This is a genomic window from Pseudoxanthomonas sp. CF125, from assembly GCF_900104085.1.
GTDB lineage: Bacteria > Pseudomonadota > Gammaproteobacteria > Xanthomonadales > Xanthomonadaceae > Pseudoxanthomonas_A.
Map to the genome: position 1 here is coordinate 1,892,385 of NZ_FNLD01000001.1, position 15,931 is coordinate 1,908,315.

A 15,931-nucleotide genomic window follows, 5' to 3' on the forward strand; every position below is an offset into this window, starting at 1 on the left:
GCCTGGTCACAGTCTAAACCCACACTCCAGGCTTGGCCTGGGCGCGCACCTTATAATCGGCGGCAATGAATCCTTCCTGGTTCGACAACCTGCTGGCCTGGATCACTGCGCATCCCGTGGCCGCGGGGGCCGTGATCTTCGCCATCGCGTTCTGCGATGCGTTGATCGTGCTGGGCGCGATCGTGCCGGCGCTGCCGCTGTTGTTCGCCGTGGGCATGCTGATAGGCCTGGGCGAACTGTCCGGGCCGTATGCGGTGGTATCGGCGGCGGCAGGTGCGTTCGCCGGCGATGCGATCAGCTTCCAGATCGGCCGACGCTGGGGACCGCAGCTGCGCAATCACTGGCCGTTCCGCAAGTATCCGCAACTGCTGGATCGCGGCGAGACGATGTTCCGCCGCAATGCGCTCAAGAGCATCCTGATAGCGCGCTATGTGGGGCCGATCCGCCCTTTCGTGCCGGCGATCGCGGGGATGCTGTCAATGCCGTGGCGCCGCTATCTGCCGGCCAGCCTGATCGCCGCGCTCAGCTGGGCGGTGCTGTTCCTGGCCCCGGGATGGGTGCTGGGCGAGGCCTACGATGCGGTGGCTGCGGTCGCCGGACGGTTGGCGCTGGTGTTGGCATTGGTGCTGGCAGTGATCGCCGTGGCCTGGGCGGGTGTGCTGTACACCTATCGCTGGTTTGCCGCGCATGCCGACTCGCTGCTCGCGCGCGCGCTAGCCTGGTCGCACGAGCACCCGGTGCTGGGGCGTTATTCGATGGCCGTATTCGACCCGCAGCGGCGCGAATCGGTGCCGCTGGCCTTGCTGGGCGTGATGCTGCTGGCCATGGGCTGGATCTGGTTCGCCTTCCTGGCGCTGGTGCTGGGGCATGGCGAACCCCTGGGCGTAGACCTGGCCATCCACCAGGCGATGCAGGCCTTGCGCAATCCGCTGGCCGATTACCCGCTGGCCGCGCTTGCGTCGCTGGGCGACTGGGAAGTACTGACCCCAGCTGCGGCGGTGGTGCTGCTGTATCTGGCCTGGCGCAAGCGCTGGATGGCGGCGGCGCACTGGCTGGCGGCGCTGGCCTTCGGCCTGGCCTTGACCGCCTGGTTGGGCGTGTCGGTGGATTTTCCGCGCCCGCCCGCGGTCGGCAGCGGTTTCAGTTTCCCTTCGATCACCATCACCATGGCCACGATCACCTTCGGCTTTTTTGCCGTGCTGATCGCGCGCGAGCTGCCGGGGCGCCGGCGCATCTGGCCTTACCTGGTGTCGGGCCTAGTGGTGGCGTTGATCGGCTTCGCACGCATCTACCTGGGCGCGCACTGGTTGAGCGACGTCATCGGCGGAATGCTGTTCGGCATCGTCTGGCTGCTGGTGTTGGGCATCGCCTACCGGCGCCGCACCGTCCGCTCGCTGTGGATGAAGCCGCTGGCGTGGTTGTTCTACAGCGCCATCGCCGTGGCGGCGCTCTGGCACGCGCCGCGCAACATCGCGCCGCTGCTGGCGCAATTTGAAGTCATTCAATTCACCACCTCGACTCCATTGGAAGACTGGTGGGAAAACGACTGGCAGCGGCAGCCCGCACGGCGCAACGAGTTCGACGACGAACAGCGTTGGCCGCTGGATGTGCAGGTCGCCGGCCCGCTGGCTCCCCTGCGCGCGCAGTTGCAGGCGAAGGGCTGGCGGATGCAGGACGAAGCCGGTTGGGAACAGGCCCTCAACCTGCTGGATAGCGATCTTCCCGAACAACGGCAGCCGGTGCTACCGGCCACCCTGGATACCCGCGCGGAAAGCCTGCTGATGCTGCGCGACGGACCGCAGCCCGGCGAGATGCTGGCGCTGCGGCTGTGGGCTACGCCGGTAATGTTGTCGCCGGACGGCCCGGGCAAGAAGGCGCTGCCGTTGTGGATCGGCAGCGTGCAGACGCTGCAGCACCGGCGTGCCTTCGAAGTAGTCGGCATGTGGCGGCCGTTGCGCGAGGCCGGCTCGTCGCTGGAAGCGTTGACCGAAGCGACCGAGGGGATGGAGCAGCGGGTCGCTTTGCATCCTGAGTCGCAGGTACCTGTGTTGCGGATCCGGACGGATCGCACTGCGAAGTAGAGGTAACCGCGGGACTTTCGCGGGCTCAGCCATCTTCGAGAAAGAACCCTTCCCCTGCTTGCGGGGGAAGGTGCCGAAGGCGGATGGGGGCGCTCTTGGCGCCATCTTTCAGCTCAGAGCAAGAGCGTTGACCAGCCGTTCGGCTGTTGAAAGCCGCGCTACGCGCGAGTCACTTTCTTTGCTTGTGCAAAGAAAGTAACCAAAGAAACACACCCTAACGATGCGCCCGGCGATAAAGCCGCCGGGTCCGCAAGCAGGTCAGGAATTTCCGTAAGGCGCATCCTGCGCCTCCGGAAACGGCGCACATCCATGTGCGCCGCCCCTGCGGGGTTTGCCTGACCTGCTTGCCGCATCTCACGGGGTTTCAGGTCACAATCAAAAGCGAAGCAGAAGCATGGCGACATGACGACCTGACTTCTAAAGCCTTCAGCTATCTCGACCCCGATTAGGCGAACACTCAAGGCATCATCCGCAACAGCATCGACAAGCGTTCGTGCGCATCGTCCTCCTGCAACACCGACAATCGCTGCGCATCCTCGAGCGGCAGGAATTCGGCCAGCCGCCATCCCACCCAGGCCGCATCGTCGAAACGCGCATTGCTGACCTTGCTGTGTTCGCCGCCGATCTTCTCCAGGAAGTGCTGCAGCACCGTGGCCAGCAGCGCGTGTTCCGGGCGCAGCGGATCGTCCAAGTCGGCTTCGCGCCATTCCACTTCGCCCATGATCAGGCCGTTGTCACGCACACGCGTGCGGCTGACATGGAAACGCCGCGCGCCGCGCACCTGCAGGGTGAGCAATCCATCGTCGCCGGTATCGAAATCCTCGATCAGCGCTTCGGTGCCGAAGGCGGCGGGCGTGGCCGGTACCCCGGCCTCATTGCCGGCCAGGATCATGCACACGCCGAAGCCGTGCCCATTGCGCCCGCAATCGCGCACCATGTCCAGATAGCGGCGCTCGAACAGGCGCAAGCCCAGCGACGCGCCCGGCAACAACACGGTATGCAACGGAAACAACGGCAGCGACTCGGTCATGCATGTCATCGGTAGGGTGGGCCTTGGCCCACCATTGCCATGCATTAAATTGCCATGGCGTTGGAACGGAAAGGCGGTGGGCCAAGGCCCACCCTACGTGGATTATCGCAATGCCGCCAGGAAACGGCGCGGCGCGCCATCGAAGCCGCCGTTGGACATGAACACCACGTGGTCTCCGTCGCGGACCAGCGAGCGCAGCGCATCGATCAAAGCATCCACGTCGGCGACGGTGCGCGCGTCGCCGCGGATCGCCGCCACTACTTTGCCGGCGTCCCACGCCAATTCCGGACGATGCAGGAACACCACCGCATCGGCGCCGTCCAGCGAGGGCGCCAGCGCATCCGAATGCGCGCCCAGACGCATGGAATTGCTGCGTGGCTCCATGGCTACGACAATCCGCGCATCGCCGACTTTCGCGCGCAAGCCCTGCAGCGTGGTCTGGATGGCGGTGGGGTGGTGGGCGAAATCGTCGTAGATGGTGACGCCTTCGGCCTGTCCGATGACTTCCAAGCGACGCTTGACGCTGCGGAAGTCGGCCAGGGCCGGGATCACGCTGGCGATATCGACGCCTACCGCGTTCACCGCGGCCAGCGCCGCCAGTCCGTTCAACACATTGTGCCGGCCCAGCATGGGCCAGCGCACCACGCCGATCTCGTTGCCGTTGTGGAGCACGGCGAATGCGCTGCCGTCTTCGTTGACAAGACGCGCGCTCCATTCCAGCGACGCATCGGGCACTTCGTTCTGAAGCCCGAAGCGCTCGACCGGCGTCCAGCAGCCCATCGCCAGCACTTCGGCAAGACGCGCGTCCTCGCCGTTGACGATTAGGCGCCCCCGCCCAGGCACCGTGCGCACCAGATGGTGGAACTGACGCTGGATCGAGGCGATGTCGGGGAAGATGTCGGCGTGGTCGTATTCCAGGTTGTTGAGGATCGCCACCAGCGGCCGGTAGTGCACGAACTTGCTGCGCTTGTCGAAGAATGCGGTGTCGTATTCGTCGGCTTCCACCACGAACTCGCTGCCGCCGCCGACGCGCGCGGACACACCGAAATCCTCGGCCACGCCGCCGATCAGGAAGCCCGGATTGCGGCCGGCCGCTTCCAGCAGATAGCTGAGGATGGTGGTGGTGGTGGTCTTGCCGTGGGTGCCGGCCACCGCGATGGTGTCGCGGCCGGGCAGCACGCGCTCGGCCAGCCATTGCGCGCCTGAGGTGTACTTGCGGCCCGCATCCAGCACCGCCTCGACCGCCGCGTTGCCGCGCGAAAGCGCGTTGCCGACAACGATTTCGTCGCAGTCGGGGGAAATGTTCTGCGGCAGGTAGCCTTGCGAGAACGCGATACCCAGCGTTTCCAACTGGGTGGACATGGGCGGGTAGATGGCCTGGTCGCTGCCTTCCACGACATGGCCCAGCTCGCGCGCCAATGCGGCGACGCCGCCCATGAAAGTGCCGGCGATGCCGAGAATATGGAGTTTGCTCATGGCCCAATTGTCGCCGTTTTACCCGCGGCAACGAAACCCATCCTGCACCTGTAGGAGCTGCGTAAGCTGCGACCGCCACGCTGTGGGCTTTCGGGAGGGTTATCGCAGCCGAAAGGATTCCGTCGCAGCTTACGCAGCTCCTACAAGTAGAGCGCGGATCAGCCGACCTCTTTGGCCGGCGACAACGCTTCGATCAGGCGGCTGAACACCTCATCCAGCGAGCCCACGCCGTTCACCACGGTCAGCTGGCCGTGCTGGCGGTAATAGTCGATCACCGGCGCGGTCTGACTGTCGTAGACCTTGAGCCGGGTGCGTACGGATTCGGGGGTATCGTCGGCACGTCCCTCGGCGGCGGCGCGTCCGGCAATACGTTCCACCAGCAACTCGGTGGGCACTTCCAGCTGTACCGCATAGTCCATGGGCTTGCCCATCTTCTGCAGCAGCACGCCCAGCGCGTCGGCCTGCGCCTGGTTGCGGGGGTAGCCGTCCAGAATGAAGCCGTTGGCGGTGTCGGCGCGGCTGAAGCGGGATTCGAGCATCCCCAGCAGGATTTCATCGCTGACCAGGTCGCCACGGGCCATCACTTCCTTGGCCTGCATGCCCAACGGGCTGCCGGCGGCCACTTCGGCCCGCAACAGGTCGCCGGTGGAGATATGCGGAACCTGCAGATATTCCTTGAGGCGCGCGGCCTGCGTGCCCTTGCCCGACCCGGGCGGGCCCAGTAGAACCAATCGCATTACTGACTCCCAAAACCAAAAATGACCGGATGGCGGACGGCGGCGCTAGACTTTGCTGCGCCAGCGCGGCCCGCGCTATGGCCCAAGCTTACCGCATCCCACCAATCCGGAACGACCTAGACCATGGCCGCAGGCACCCTCCTCTACGCTCAATCCGGCGGCGTCACCGCCGTCATCAATGCCTCCGCTTCGGCCGTCATCACCGAGGCCAGGGCCCGCAAAATCAAGGTTCTGGCCGCCCGCAACGGCATCCTGGGCGCCCTGCGCGAGGACCTGATCGATACTTCGAAGGAATCGGCTGCCGCCATCCGCGCGCTGGCCCACACTCCCGGCGGGGCGTTCGGTTCCTGCCGCTACAAACTCAAGTCGCTGGAAGCGGACAGCGCCAAGTACGAGCGGCTGCTGCAGGTGTTCAAGGCCCACGACGTGCGCTATTTCCTCTACAACGGCGGCAACGATTCGGCCGATACGGCGCTGAAAGTGTCGCAGCTGGCCAAGGCCTACGACTATCCGCTGACCTGCATCGGCGTGCCCAAGACCGTGGACAACGACCTGGCCGTGACCGATACCTGCCCGGGCTTCGGTTCTGCCGCCAAATACACGGCGGTGTCGGTGCGCGAGGCGGCGCTGGACGTGGCCGCCATGGCCGAGACTTCGACCAAGGTGTTCGTCTATGAAGCCATGGGCCGGCACGCGGGCTGGCTGGCCGCGGCCGCGGGCCTGGCCGGCAAGAATCCGGACGACGCCCCGCAGATCATCCTGTTTCCCGAACGCGCCTACGACGAGGCCGCGTTCCTGGCCCAGGTCAAGAAAGTGGTGGCCAAGGTCGGCTGGTGCGTGGTGGTGGCCAGCGAAGGCATCCAGTACGCCGACGGCCGCTTCGTGGCCGATGCCGGCGGCGGCAAGGATTCCTTCGGCCATACGCAGCTGGGCGGCGTGGCCTCGTATCTGGCCGGCCGGGTCAAGAACGAACTGGGCATGAAGGTACATTGGACCCTGCCCGACTACCTGCAACGCTCCGCGCGCCACATCGCCAGCAAGAGCGATTGGGACCAGGCGCAGGCGGCGGGCAAGGCGGCGGTGCAGTTCGCGCTGAAGGGGCAGAACGCGGTGATGCCGGTGATCGTTCGCACCTCGGATTCGCCGTACAAGTGGAAGATCGAAGCGGCGCCGCTGACCAAGGTAGCCAACCACGAAAAGAAGATGCCCAACAACTTCCTGCGCAAGGACGGCTATGGCATCACCGAACCGGCACGTAAATACCTGGAGCCGCTGATCCGCGGCGAAGCCTATCCGCCATACGGGCGCGATGGATTGCCCAACTACGTGTCGCTGAAGAATGTGGCGGTGAAGAAGAAGCTGCCGAAGTGGGAAGGTTGAGCGCGTAGGATGGGCCTTGGCCCGCCGCTCTTCGCTTCGAAGCCATCGCAATCGGATGCATCGCAATGGTGGGCCAGGGCCCACCCTATGATCCCGATCGCATCGGAACCCCGTAGGGGTCTCGGGATGACAGGCTTTCAGCAAAAACGGCAATCAGCGTGGGAGCAATCCGCCGTTCCGGGGTTGTCTGCCGCCTTTCTTGGCAGGCGTCGTTGGACGGTCGGGCTGAAGGCGTCGCCGAACATTTCGATGCATAAAGCCGAACATTTACCAGGGCTTGTTAACGCTGTTGGAGTTGGTCCCGCCGTGCCTGGGCGCGTGCGGGGCAAGAACGCCGAAGCGGCACGAAATGGATTCGTAAAATCATGCGGCGTAAAGCTACTGTAGACGTCGCGGATCCAGTCCACGCGGGTCGCTGCCCAGGCGCCGGTAGAGAGTACTGCGGCTGATGCCCAAGCGCTTGGCGGCCTGTGCGACGTTGCCGTGGCACATGACCAGAGCCTCGCGCATGACAGTCTGAGTGATGGCGTCAAGGTCGTTGATGGCCTCGCCTGCGGCCGACGCGGCTGCCGGCACCGGCACGGGCGCCGTAGTCCCAGCGCGCTCGCCACAGCGCAGATAGGCGGGCAATAGTTCCACGTCGATACGCTGATCGGGTTCGCTCAATGCCACCAAGGTGCGCAGGCACGCGGCCAGTTGACGCAGATTGCCGGGCCAGGGATAGGCCGCCAGCCGCGCCAGTGCGGCCTCATCGAGCTCGCGCCCAGCGGCAATGCGTTGCCACAACGCTGCAACCAGTTCCGTACATTCGCCGGCCTCGCGCAGCGGCGCGATCCGCACGCCGTGGTGGGCAATGCGGTAAAACAAATCGGGACGGAAGCGGCCCGCCTGGATCGCCTCTTCCAGGTCGCGGTGAGTGGCGCAGATCAGGGCGAAGTCGAGTTTGAGCGGCTTGCCGCCGCCCAACGGGGTCAACTCGCGTTCCTGCAGCACGCGCAGCAGGCGCGGTTGCAGGGCCAGCGGCATATCGCCTATTTCATCGAGAAACAAGACACCGCCATCGGCCTGGCGCAGCAAGCCGGGGTTGCCCTGGCGGCGGGCGCCGGTGAAGGCGCCGTCTTCGTAGCCGAACAGTTCCGCTTCGATGAGGCCTTCGGGCAAGGCCGCGCAATTGACTGCGACGAAGGGCTTGCCGGCGCGAGCGCTGCGGCGGTGCAGTTCGCGGGCGAACACTTCCTTGCCGGTGCCGGTTTCGCCCTGCACCAGCACCGGCAGGCCGGCGTTTAGTACGCGGCAGGCGCGTTGCAGATCCGTTTCGAGCGCGGCATCGAACAGCGGCGCATCGGCGCCCAGGCCGCGCGCCGCCGCCGACACCGTGATCGGTGCGCGTGTGGGCGGGCGCTTGGGACGCTGGCTATCGTCGTCGTCGACGCGGCCGTGCAAGGCGCGGCCCTGGCGGTCGAGCAGCATGCCGTCGTCGCGCAAACGGGTGAGGGCTTCGGCGAACAATTGCGGGTATTGGGTGCGGCCCAGGTCGCCGCGCTCCAGCCCGAATAGATGCAGGCCGACACGGTTGGCGGCAACGAGTCTGCCGCCGCGAAACGCCAGCAGACCTTCGCGTGCGGTTCCGAGCAGGGCCGGAGCATGGTGCAGGCGCAGCAGTTCGCAGCCCTTGATGCCATCGTCGAAATAACGGTGTTCGATATTGGCCACCGCCAGCCGCGCCAAGCCAAGCGCATGCAACTGGGGCACGCTGGCGTCGCCGGAAATATCGAGCACGCCGACCAACTGCCCAAAAGGGTCGAAGATCGGCGCCGCCGAGCAGCTCAAGATGCCGTGCGGGTCGAAATAATGCTCGCCGCCGCGCACTTCCACGCCGCGGCCTTCCACGATGGCGGTGCCGATGGCATTGGTGCCAACGCGGTTTTCGCTCCAGCAGGCGCCGGGCATCAGCGCCACCCGTCCGGCCTTGTCGAGAAATCCGGTGCTGCCTTCGGCGTCGAGAATCCAGCCCTCATCGTCGGTGAGCAGGACAATGCTGCCCGTGGCCACGGCGTCGCCGCGCAGGCCGTCGAGTTCGGCGCGCGCCAGCCGCCACAGCTTTTCGTGACGTTCGCGCATTTCGCGCAGGCGCAAATCGGGTACCGGTTCCATCGCCGGCCGGTTTTGCGCGGTCAATCCCAATTGCTGGCAGCGCCGCCAGGATTGCAGGATGGTGTCCGGCACCTGGCCGACGGGCGCGGCTCCGCGTTCGAAGAATGTGCGCCGTGCCTGGCCCAGCCGCTGCTTGGAAGTGAGTTGCGCCACCGATCGCCTCCTGTCGCGTTTTGCGACAGCTGTTGCGTGTGCTGTCCCGATTAACAGCACGATCCGTGCGACGATGCAAGCTGCATTTCATGCGGCATCGCAACAAGTTCTGGTCGGCTTCATTGCGGCGCCTGGCTGCAGTGTTGCCGCATTGCAGCACCCGTGGTTTGGCACAGCGCTTGCGCTTTGAATCGGTACCCGCAGGGATCACCCCGCAGGGCCTTCTAGCCAACCGGGAGCACACCATGAACGCCGTCGTTACCGCCAAGCCGCACGCCACCGACCCGCGATCCATCTTCAAGCCGCAGTACGAGAATTTCATCGGCGGTCGCTGGCTTGCCCCCAAGGGCGGCAAGTATTTCGATTGCATCACCCCAGTCACCGGCAAGCCGTTCACCCGCGTTCCGCGCTCGCAGGCCGAGGATGTGGAAGCCGCATTGGATGCCGCCCATGCCGCCAAGGACGCCTGGGCCAAGACCAGCGTCACCCAGCGCGCCAATCTCCTCAACCAGATCGCCGATCGCATCGATCAGAATCTCGAACTTCTGGCCTATGCCGAAACCTGGGACAACGGCAAACCGATCCGCGAAACCATGAACGCCGACATACCGTTGGCGGCCGATCATTTCCGCTACTTCGCTGGCGCGGTGCGCGCGCAGGAAGGTTCGATCAGCGAGATCGACGAGAACACCATCGCCTATCACTTCCACGAACCGCTGGGCGTGGTCGGGCAGATCATTCCGTGGAATTTCCCGATCCTGATGGCGGCCTGGAAACTGCCGCCGGCGCTGGCCGCCGGCAACTGCGTCGTGCTCAAGCCGGCAGAACAGACCCCCGCCAGCCTGCTGGTGCTGATGGAGCTGATCGCCGACCTGCTGCCGCCGGGCGTGCTCAACATCGTCAACGGCTACGGCCGCGAAGCCGGCATGGCGTTGGCCGGCAGCACCCGTATCGCCAAGATCGCCTTTACCGGTTCCACCGCTACCGGCCGCCTGATCGCCCAGGCCGCGGCCGGCAACCTGATTCCGGCCACGCTGGAGCTGGGCGGCAAGTCTCCGAATATTTTCTTCGAAGACGTCATGGCGGCCGACGACGATTTCCTCGACAAGGCGGTGGAAGGTTTCGTGCTGTTCGCCTTCAACCAGGGCGAGGTTTGTACCTGCCCATCGCGGGCGCTGATCCAGGAGTCGATCTACGAGCGGTTCATGGAAAAGGCGCTGGCGCGGGTAGCGCTGATCAAGCAGGGTAATCCGCTCGACTCCAACACCATGCTCGGCGCGCAGGCCTCGCAGGCGCAGCTCGACAAGATCCTTGCCTATATCGACATCGGCAAGGCCGAGGGCGCCGAAGTGTTGATCGGCGGCGAACAGAACAAGTTGGGTGGCGATTTGCAGGGCGGTTACTACGTCAAGCCGACGGTGTTCAGCGGCCACAACCGGATGCGCGTGTTCCAGGAGGAAATCTTCGGGCCGGTGGTCAGCGTGACCACCTTCAAGGACGAGGCCGACGCCATCGCGATCGCCAACGACACCGCCTACGGTCTGGGCGCCGGCGTGTGGAGCCGCGATGGCGCGCGCCTGTACCGCGTAGGCCGCGCCATCCAGGCCGGGCGAGTATGGAGCAATTGCTACCACGCCTATCCGGCGGCGGCGGCTTTCGGAGGCTACAAGCAATCGGGCATCGGCCGCGAAAACCACAAGGCCATGCTAGACCACTACCAGCAAACCAAAAACCTGCTGGTGAGCTATTCGCCCAAAGCCTTGGGCTTCTTCTGAGCCTTGATGTCCATCCGGCCCGCTCATCCTCGGCTTATCCAGGGGGTGGGCGGGCAGCGGCGCGACTTGCCGCCGGCCTCTTGCTTTCCAAGTTTTGGAGAACCAGCGATAAAGGCCAACAGAGGGGCCAACAAAAGGGGCCAGAGCGAATATCGATTTGAAACGGATATTTACTCTGGTCCTTTTTCCCCTGCTATTGGCTATTGGCTTTTCGCTTCTCGCGTGCGTGCATCCCTCGCTGCGCTCGGGATGACAGGATTCTGGTAAATCAGCTTTTTTGCTGACGACCATGCTTCGCACGCATCGGGACGACAGCACCAGTTGCTCTCCGCCTATTGGAACCCTCGTCGGATTCGGTTAGCCTCCCTCACAGGGGAGACAGCAGGTCGGGGGACTATGCTCAAGTTGGGATACGTGCTGCTGGCACTGGCGGCGTCGCCGTGCTGCGTGGCGCAGGAAACCGCGCCCGCTACGGAGACAGTAGCGCTGGCGCAATCGCAGGACACGAGCAGTACGTGCTGCCGCATCGCCGACGGCACAGCGGTGTCCATCGAAATTCTGGAGCCTTTGAGTTCTGCGCTGGTCAAGCGCGGCGACAAGTTCCGGTTGCGTCTTGCCGAGACGGTATTGGTGGAGGGCAAGCCCGTACTGGCTTCCGGCATCGAAGGCGTGGGCGAAATCGTGCATGCCGAAAAATCGCGCAGCGGCGGCAAGGCAGGCGAATTGCTGATCGCTGCGCGTTACCTGGAAACCTCGGGAACGCCGATTCCGCTGCGCGCGCTCAAACTCGGCGGCAAGGGCAAGGACAACACCAACGCGGCCTTGGCCACCTCCTTTGCCCTGGGGCCGCTGGCTCTTTTCGTGCATGGTCGCGAAATCGTGATCCCCGCCGGCACCTTGGCGCAAGCGAAAATCGCGCAGGAACTGCAACTTCCCGCGCAGCCGGACGCACAAGTTTCCGAACCGGTCGCAATCGCTTCGGAAAGCGCGGCCACTGCCGACCAGAACCCCACCGCCGTACCGCCGATCCCGTTACTGCCTGCCGAACCTGTTCCGGAAGGCACGACAACCCGATCCACGACCAACGAATCCACCCAAGAACCGAAGGAATAACCATGTATTCGAAGTTGCACCGTTCGCTGCTGGTACTGGCGCTGCTCTGCCCCGCTTACGCCTACGCGCAAACCGAAACCGCAGAACCCGCCGCCGCCGAAGCCGCTGCTGCGGAAACGGCCGAACCGGCTGCCGAGGCGACCGAAGCCGTTGCCGAAGAAGCCGGCGACGCCACCGCAGCGCCCGCCGCCAGCGGCTCCATCGGCGCTCCTCCTGCCGGCAAGGGCCAGATCGTGTTTTTCCGCGAGAAGAAATTCGTCGGTGGCGGCGTCAGCTACAAAGTACGCGAAGGCGAGAACGAGCTGGGCAAGCTCAGCAACGGCACTTTTTTCGTTTCTGTCGTCGAACCGGGCGCGCACGAGTACACCGTGCATTCCGAGGCCAAGGACATCCTCAACCTGGAAGTGGAAGCGGGCGAAACCTACTACGTGACCGGCGGCATCACCATGGGCGTTTTCGCGGGCCGCCCCAATCTCTCGCCTTCCGACCAGGCCGCTTTCGATGCGCTGGCCGGCAAGTTGAAGCCCGCCAAGCCGATCAAGAAAAAATAAGCATTGCCGGAAGCGAAGAAAGGCCGCGTAAGCGGCCTTTCTTTTTTGCCTTCAGCCTCCGCAGGCTTTGCCTTCGACTTTCATCTCCGCCGCATACATCGTCACCGGCGGCAGCTTCTTGCCGGCGGCGGCGTTCTCTTTGGCTTCCTGCAGATACACGCGGGCACTGCCCTGCCCGTCCAACTTCGGTGTGTTATCGGCAGGCAACCGCCACACGCGCACCACGGCCTGTTGCGAGGGGCAGCTGGCGTTGGGCACGCGGATCACGTCGTTCAATTTCCAACCGCCCGCCAGCGAAGGCTTGGCCTTGGCGAAATCCACGAAGCGGGCGCGCGGCTGGCATTGCGGGCTGGTACGCACTACCGCGTATTTGTAAGGCAGCGCCGCATCGGCGGTGAACACGCCTTCCAGGCGCGCGCAGGCCTCGGGAATGGTGCGCAGCGTGTGGGCCGCGCCCACCGCCTGTGCGGTGCCGGTCGGGCGCTGGATCTCGGGCGCCGGATCGGCGGCCCAAGCGGGCGAACAAACCGCCGCCAAGCCAGCGGCCAACAGGGTCGGAAACATCGGTCGCATGCGGTTCTCCATGCAGTCTTGAAGGCCGCAGGCTGCCATGCCACGGCTGAACCCCGGCCCGGCGTCTGGCGGCTTCGGGGCCATCCGGTCATACTCGGGGAGCTCCAGGGATTGCTGAACACACCGCGACACGGGCTGCCAGAACACTGAATCGTTCCTGCGGTCGCCAAGTCCGCTGCCTAGTTCGAGTGACTTGCCCCGTTGTTGCGTTGGACGTTCTCAAGCGGTTCGCTGGATTGCATCCACCAACCTTGGGAGGGGTCATGCTGGAACAACATGGTTTTCTGGAAGCTTGGGGTTTGACGTTGGCGCTGGTCTGCGCCGCGATTGCGATTCTCTACGGCATCATTTCCGCACGCTGGATCCTGAAACAACCTGCCGGCAACGCCCGCATGCAGGAGATCGCCGCAGCGATCCAGGAAGGCGCCAGCGCCTATCTCAACCGGCAGTACACCACCATCGCCATCGCCGGCGCGGTGCTGTTCGCGCTGGTCGGATTCTTCCTCAGCTGGCCCACCGCGATCGGTTTCCTGATCGGCGCGGTGCTGTCCGGCGCGGCCGGCTACATCGGCATGAACGTCTCGGTGCGCGCCAACGTGCGCACGGCCGAAGCGGCCCGCAAAGGCATCGGCGCGGCCATGGACGTCGCCTTCCGCGGCGGCGCCATCACCGGCATGCTGGTGGTGGGCCTGGGCCTGCTGGGCGTGGCCGGCTACTGGCTGGTGCTGGGCCGCATGGGCATTACCGGCGAGCCGGCGCTGCATGCGCTGGTAGGCCTGGCGTTCGGTTCCTCGCTGATCTCGATCTTCGCGCGTCTGGGCGGCGGCATCTTCACCAAGGGCGCCGACGTGGGCGCAGACCTGGTGGGCAAGGTGGAAGCCGGCATTCCCGAAGACGACCCGCGCAACCCGGCGGTGATCGCCGACAACGTGGGCGATAACGTCGGCGACTGCGCCGGCATGGCCGCCGACCTGTTCGAAACCTACGCGGTCACCATCATCGCCACCATGCTGCTGGGTGGACTGATGATGGATCAGGTAGGCAAGAATGCGGTGCTGTATCCACTGGTGCTGGGCGGAGTGTCGATCGTCGCTTCGATCATCGGCGCGTTCTTCGTCAAGGTGAAGGAAGGCGGCTCGATCATGGGCGCGCTGTACAAGGGCGTGATCGTATCGGCGGTGCTGTCGGCGATCGCGTTCTACCCGGTCACCACCCAGCTGATGGGCGACAACGCCTACGGCGCCATGAGCCTGTACGGCTGCGCGCTGATCGGCCTGGCGTTGACCGGTCTGATCGTGTGGATCACCGAGTACTACACCGGCACCCAATACAAGCCCGTGCAGCACATCGCCGCGGCCTCCACCACCGGACACGGCACCAACATCATCGCCGGCCTGGGCATTTCCATGAAATCCACCGCGCTGCCGGTGCTGGTGGTGTGCGTGGCGATCTGGGGCGCGCATGCGCTGGGCGGCCTGTACGGCATCGCCATCGCCGCCACCGCCATGCTGTCGATGGCCGGCATGATCGTGGCGCTGGATGCGTACGGCCCGATCACCGACAACGCCGGCGGTATCGCCGAAATGGCGGAACTGCCGCCGGAAATCCGCAACATCACCGACCCGCTGGATGCGGTGGGCAACACCACCAAGGCGGTGACCAAGGGTTACGCGATCGGTTCGGCGGCATTGGCCGCGCTGGTGCTGTTCGCCGACTACACCCACAACCTGGATACGATCGGGGCCGCCAAGGCCACGGCCGCCGGACTGCCGTATGCCGCGACCACCTTCGATCTCTCCAACCATATGGTGATCATCGGCCTGCTGATCGGCGGACTGATTCCGTTCCTGTTCGGTGCGATGGCCATGGAAGCGGTGGGCCGCGCTGCCGGTTCGGTGGTGGAGGAAGTGCGTCGCCAGTTCCGCGAGATCGCGGGGATCATGGAAGGCACCGGCAAGCCCGACTACAGCAAGGCGGTTGACCTGCTGACCAAATCGGCGATCAAGGAAATGATCGTGCCCTCGCTGCTACCGGTCGCCGTGCCGGTGATCGTGGGCATGCTGCTGGGTCCGCAGGCGCTGGGCGGTTTGCTGATCGGCACGATTGTCACTGGCCTGTTCGTGGCCATTTCGATGACCACCGGCGGCGGCGCCTGGGACAACGCCAAGAAGTACATCGAAGACGGCCACCATGGCGGCAAGGGTTCCGAAGCGCACAAGGCCGCAGTGACCGGCGACACCGTCGGCGATCCCTACAAGGACACCGCCGGCCCAGCGATCAACCCGCTGATCAAGATCATCAACATCGTGGCCTTGCTGCTGGTGCCGGTGCTGCCGGTCAATGGCTGGCTGGGCAGCGGCGGTAGCGGTACCGGCGGCGCGCACGCGCCTGCTGCGATCAGCGCCACTGCCGACGACGCGCATCTGGCCAGGCTTTACTTCGAAGTCGGCGCCACCGCCCCGTCCAATGCGGGCGCCATCGGCAGCGTGATCGCCACGCTGCAGGCGAATCCCGGCAGCAAGGCCAGGGTCTCCGGCTACCACGACGCCACCGGCGGCGCGGCGGCCAACGAGGAAATCGCCAAGGTCCGCGCCCAGACCGTGCAGGAACTGCTCCTTGCCAACGGTATCGCGCAGGAGCGCATCGTGCTGGACAAGCCGGTGCTGACTACCGGGGATGGCCCCGCCGAGGAGGCACGGCGGGTTGAGGTACTGGTCGAATAAGGGCCTTGTTTCCAGACCTGAACCAAAAAAGGCGGCTTCGGCCGCCTTTTTCTTGCCTCCTCCCTTGCGAAGCAGGGGAGGATTGAGGAGGGGTGCTTTTGATCTTGCTCCGGCAGGAGCCGCCCAGCATCGCTGAACCCGGCCCCGGACACTCAGCGCCAAGAGCACCCCTCCTCAATCCTCCC

General features: G+C 65.0%; 11 protein-coding genes and 1 pseudogene. 7 read left to right on the plus strand and 5 right to left on the minus strand.

Annotated features, from left to right (window positions below; all coding sequences use genetic code 11):
• Positions 1–65: 65 nt before the first annotated feature.
• Entirely contained in the window at positions 66–2,081 is a 2,016-nt protein-coding gene (locus BLR66_RS08505; RefSeq protein WP_093283273.1) for a bifunctional DedA family/phosphatase PAP2 family protein, read from the plus strand.
• Positions 2,082–2,538: 457 nt separating this feature from the next.
• On the opposite strand, the gene BLR66_RS08510 is transcribed toward BLR66_RS08505, so the two are convergent.
• From BLR66_RS08510 to BLR66_RS08520, 3 genes are all read right to left on the minus strand, one after another.
• A complete protein-coding gene (locus tag BLR66_RS08510; protein WP_093283277.1) occupies positions 2,539–3,120 on the minus strand; it encodes an LON peptidase substrate-binding domain-containing protein in 582 nt (193 codons plus the stop codon).
• 93 nt (positions 3,121–3,213) lie between these two features.
• Positions 3,214–4,587 (minus strand): UDP-N-acetylmuramate:L-alanyl-gamma-D-glutamyl-meso-diaminopimelate ligase, encoded by a 1,374-nt coding sequence (gene mpl / locus BLR66_RS08515; protein WP_093283282.1) that lies wholly within the window; start codon positions 4,585–4,587, stop codon positions 3,214–3,216.
• A gap of 158 nt (positions 4,588–4,745) precedes the next feature.
• Entirely contained in the window at positions 4,746–5,324 is a 579-nt protein-coding gene (locus tag BLR66_RS08520) for an adenylate kinase (RefSeq protein ID WP_093283286.1), read from the minus strand.
• A 123-nt stretch (positions 5,325–5,447) separates the two neighbouring features.
• Between BLR66_RS08520 and BLR66_RS08525 the strand changes: the two genes are divergently transcribed.
• Complete coding sequence (locus tag BLR66_RS08525; RefSeq protein ID WP_093283298.1) at positions 5,448–6,704, plus strand: 6-phosphofructokinase; 1,257 nt, start codon at positions 5,448–5,450, stop codon at positions 6,702–6,704.
• A gap of 378 nt (positions 6,705–7,082) precedes the next feature.
• Here BLR66_RS08525 and BLR66_RS08530 read toward each other — a convergent pair whose 3' ends face one another.
• Positions 7,083–9,011: a sigma-54-dependent Fis family transcriptional regulator gene (locus tag BLR66_RS08530; protein WP_093283303.1), complete on the minus strand. Its 1,929-nt coding sequence runs from the start codon at positions 9,009–9,011 to the stop codon at positions 7,083–7,085.
• A gap of 245 nt (positions 9,012–9,256) precedes the next feature.
• Here BLR66_RS08530 and BLR66_RS08535 point away from each other — a divergent pair, with 245 nt between their 5' ends.
• The 3 genes from BLR66_RS08535 to BLR66_RS08545 all read left to right on the plus strand — a co-directional run bounded on the left by BLR66_RS08535 (position 9,257) and on the right by BLR66_RS08545 (position 12,450).
• Positions 9,257–10,786, plus strand: a complete 1,530-nt coding sequence (locus BLR66_RS08535) for an acetaldehyde dehydrogenase ExaC (RefSeq protein WP_093283308.1) — start codon at positions 9,257–9,259, stop codon at positions 10,784–10,786.
• 396 nt (positions 10,787–11,182) lie between these two features.
• Positions 11,183–11,899: a hypothetical protein gene (locus BLR66_RS08540; protein ID WP_093283313.1), complete on the plus strand. Its 717-nt coding sequence runs from the start codon at positions 11,183–11,185 to the stop codon at positions 11,897–11,899.
• A 2-nt stretch (positions 11,900–11,901) separates the two neighbouring features.
• Positions 11,902–12,450: a DUF2846 domain-containing protein gene (locus BLR66_RS08545; RefSeq protein WP_093283317.1), complete on the plus strand. Its 549-nt coding sequence runs from the start codon at positions 11,902–11,904 to the stop codon at positions 12,448–12,450.
• A gap of 51 nt (positions 12,451–12,501) precedes the next feature.
• On the opposite strand, the gene BLR66_RS08550 is transcribed toward BLR66_RS08545, so the two are convergent.
• Positions 12,502–13,023 carry a hypothetical protein gene (locus BLR66_RS08550; protein ID WP_255402347.1) on the minus strand — a complete coding sequence of 174 codons (522 nt, stop codon included), beginning with the start codon at positions 13,021–13,023 and terminating at the stop codon, positions 12,502–12,504.
• Positions 13,024–13,286: 263 nt separating this feature from the next.
• On the opposite strand from BLR66_RS08550, the pseudogene BLR66_RS08555 reads away from it, so the two are divergent.
• Both BLR66_RS08555 and BLR66_RS19395 read left to right on the plus strand, forming a co-directional pair.
• Positions 13,287–15,356 (plus strand): annotated as a pseudogene (locus BLR66_RS08555) (sodium-translocating pyrophosphatase); the annotation flags it as partial.
• Positions 15,351–15,746, plus strand: coding sequence for an OmpA family protein (locus BLR66_RS19395; protein ID WP_255402388.1), 396 nt, complete (start codon positions 15,351–15,353; stop codon positions 15,744–15,746). The pseudogene BLR66_RS08555 and the gene BLR66_RS19395, both read left to right, overlap by 6 nt.
• Positions 15,747–15,931: the final 185 nt, after the last annotated feature.

Bases quoted from the DNA above. Each gene is read 5' to 3' on its own strand.
- BLR66_RS08535 (WP_093283308.1), top strand. From the start codon at position 9,257: ATGAACGCCGTCGTTACCGCCAAGCCGCACGCCACCGACCCGCGATCC.
- mpl (WP_093283282.1), bottom strand. From the start codon at position 4,587: ATGAGCAAACTCCATATTCTCGGCATCGCCGGCACTTTCATGGGCGGC.
- BLR66_RS08550 (WP_255402347.1), bottom strand. From the start codon at position 13,023: ATGCGACCGATGTTTCCGACCCTGTTGGCCGCTGGCTTGGCGGCGGTT.
- BLR66_RS08545 (WP_093283317.1), top strand. From the start codon at position 11,902: ATGTATTCGAAGTTGCACCGTTCGCTGCTGGTACTGGCGCTGCTCTGC.
- BLR66_RS08540 (WP_093283313.1), top strand. From the start codon at position 11,183: ATGCTCAAGTTGGGATACGTGCTGCTGGCACTGGCGGCGTCGCCGTGC.
- BLR66_RS08520 (WP_093283286.1), bottom strand. From the start codon at position 5,324: ATGCGATTGGTTCTACTGGGCCCGCCCGGGTCGGGCAAGGGCACGCAG.
- BLR66_RS08510 (WP_093283277.1), bottom strand. From the start codon at position 3,120: ATGACATGCATGACCGAGTCGCTGCCGTTGTTTCCGTTGCATACCGTG.
- BLR66_RS08525 (WP_093283298.1), top strand. From the start codon at position 5,448: ATGGCCGCAGGCACCCTCCTCTACGCTCAATCCGGCGGCGTCACCGCC.
- BLR66_RS08505 (WP_093283273.1), top strand. From the start codon at position 66: ATGAATCCTTCCTGGTTCGACAACCTGCTGGCCTGGATCACTGCGCAT.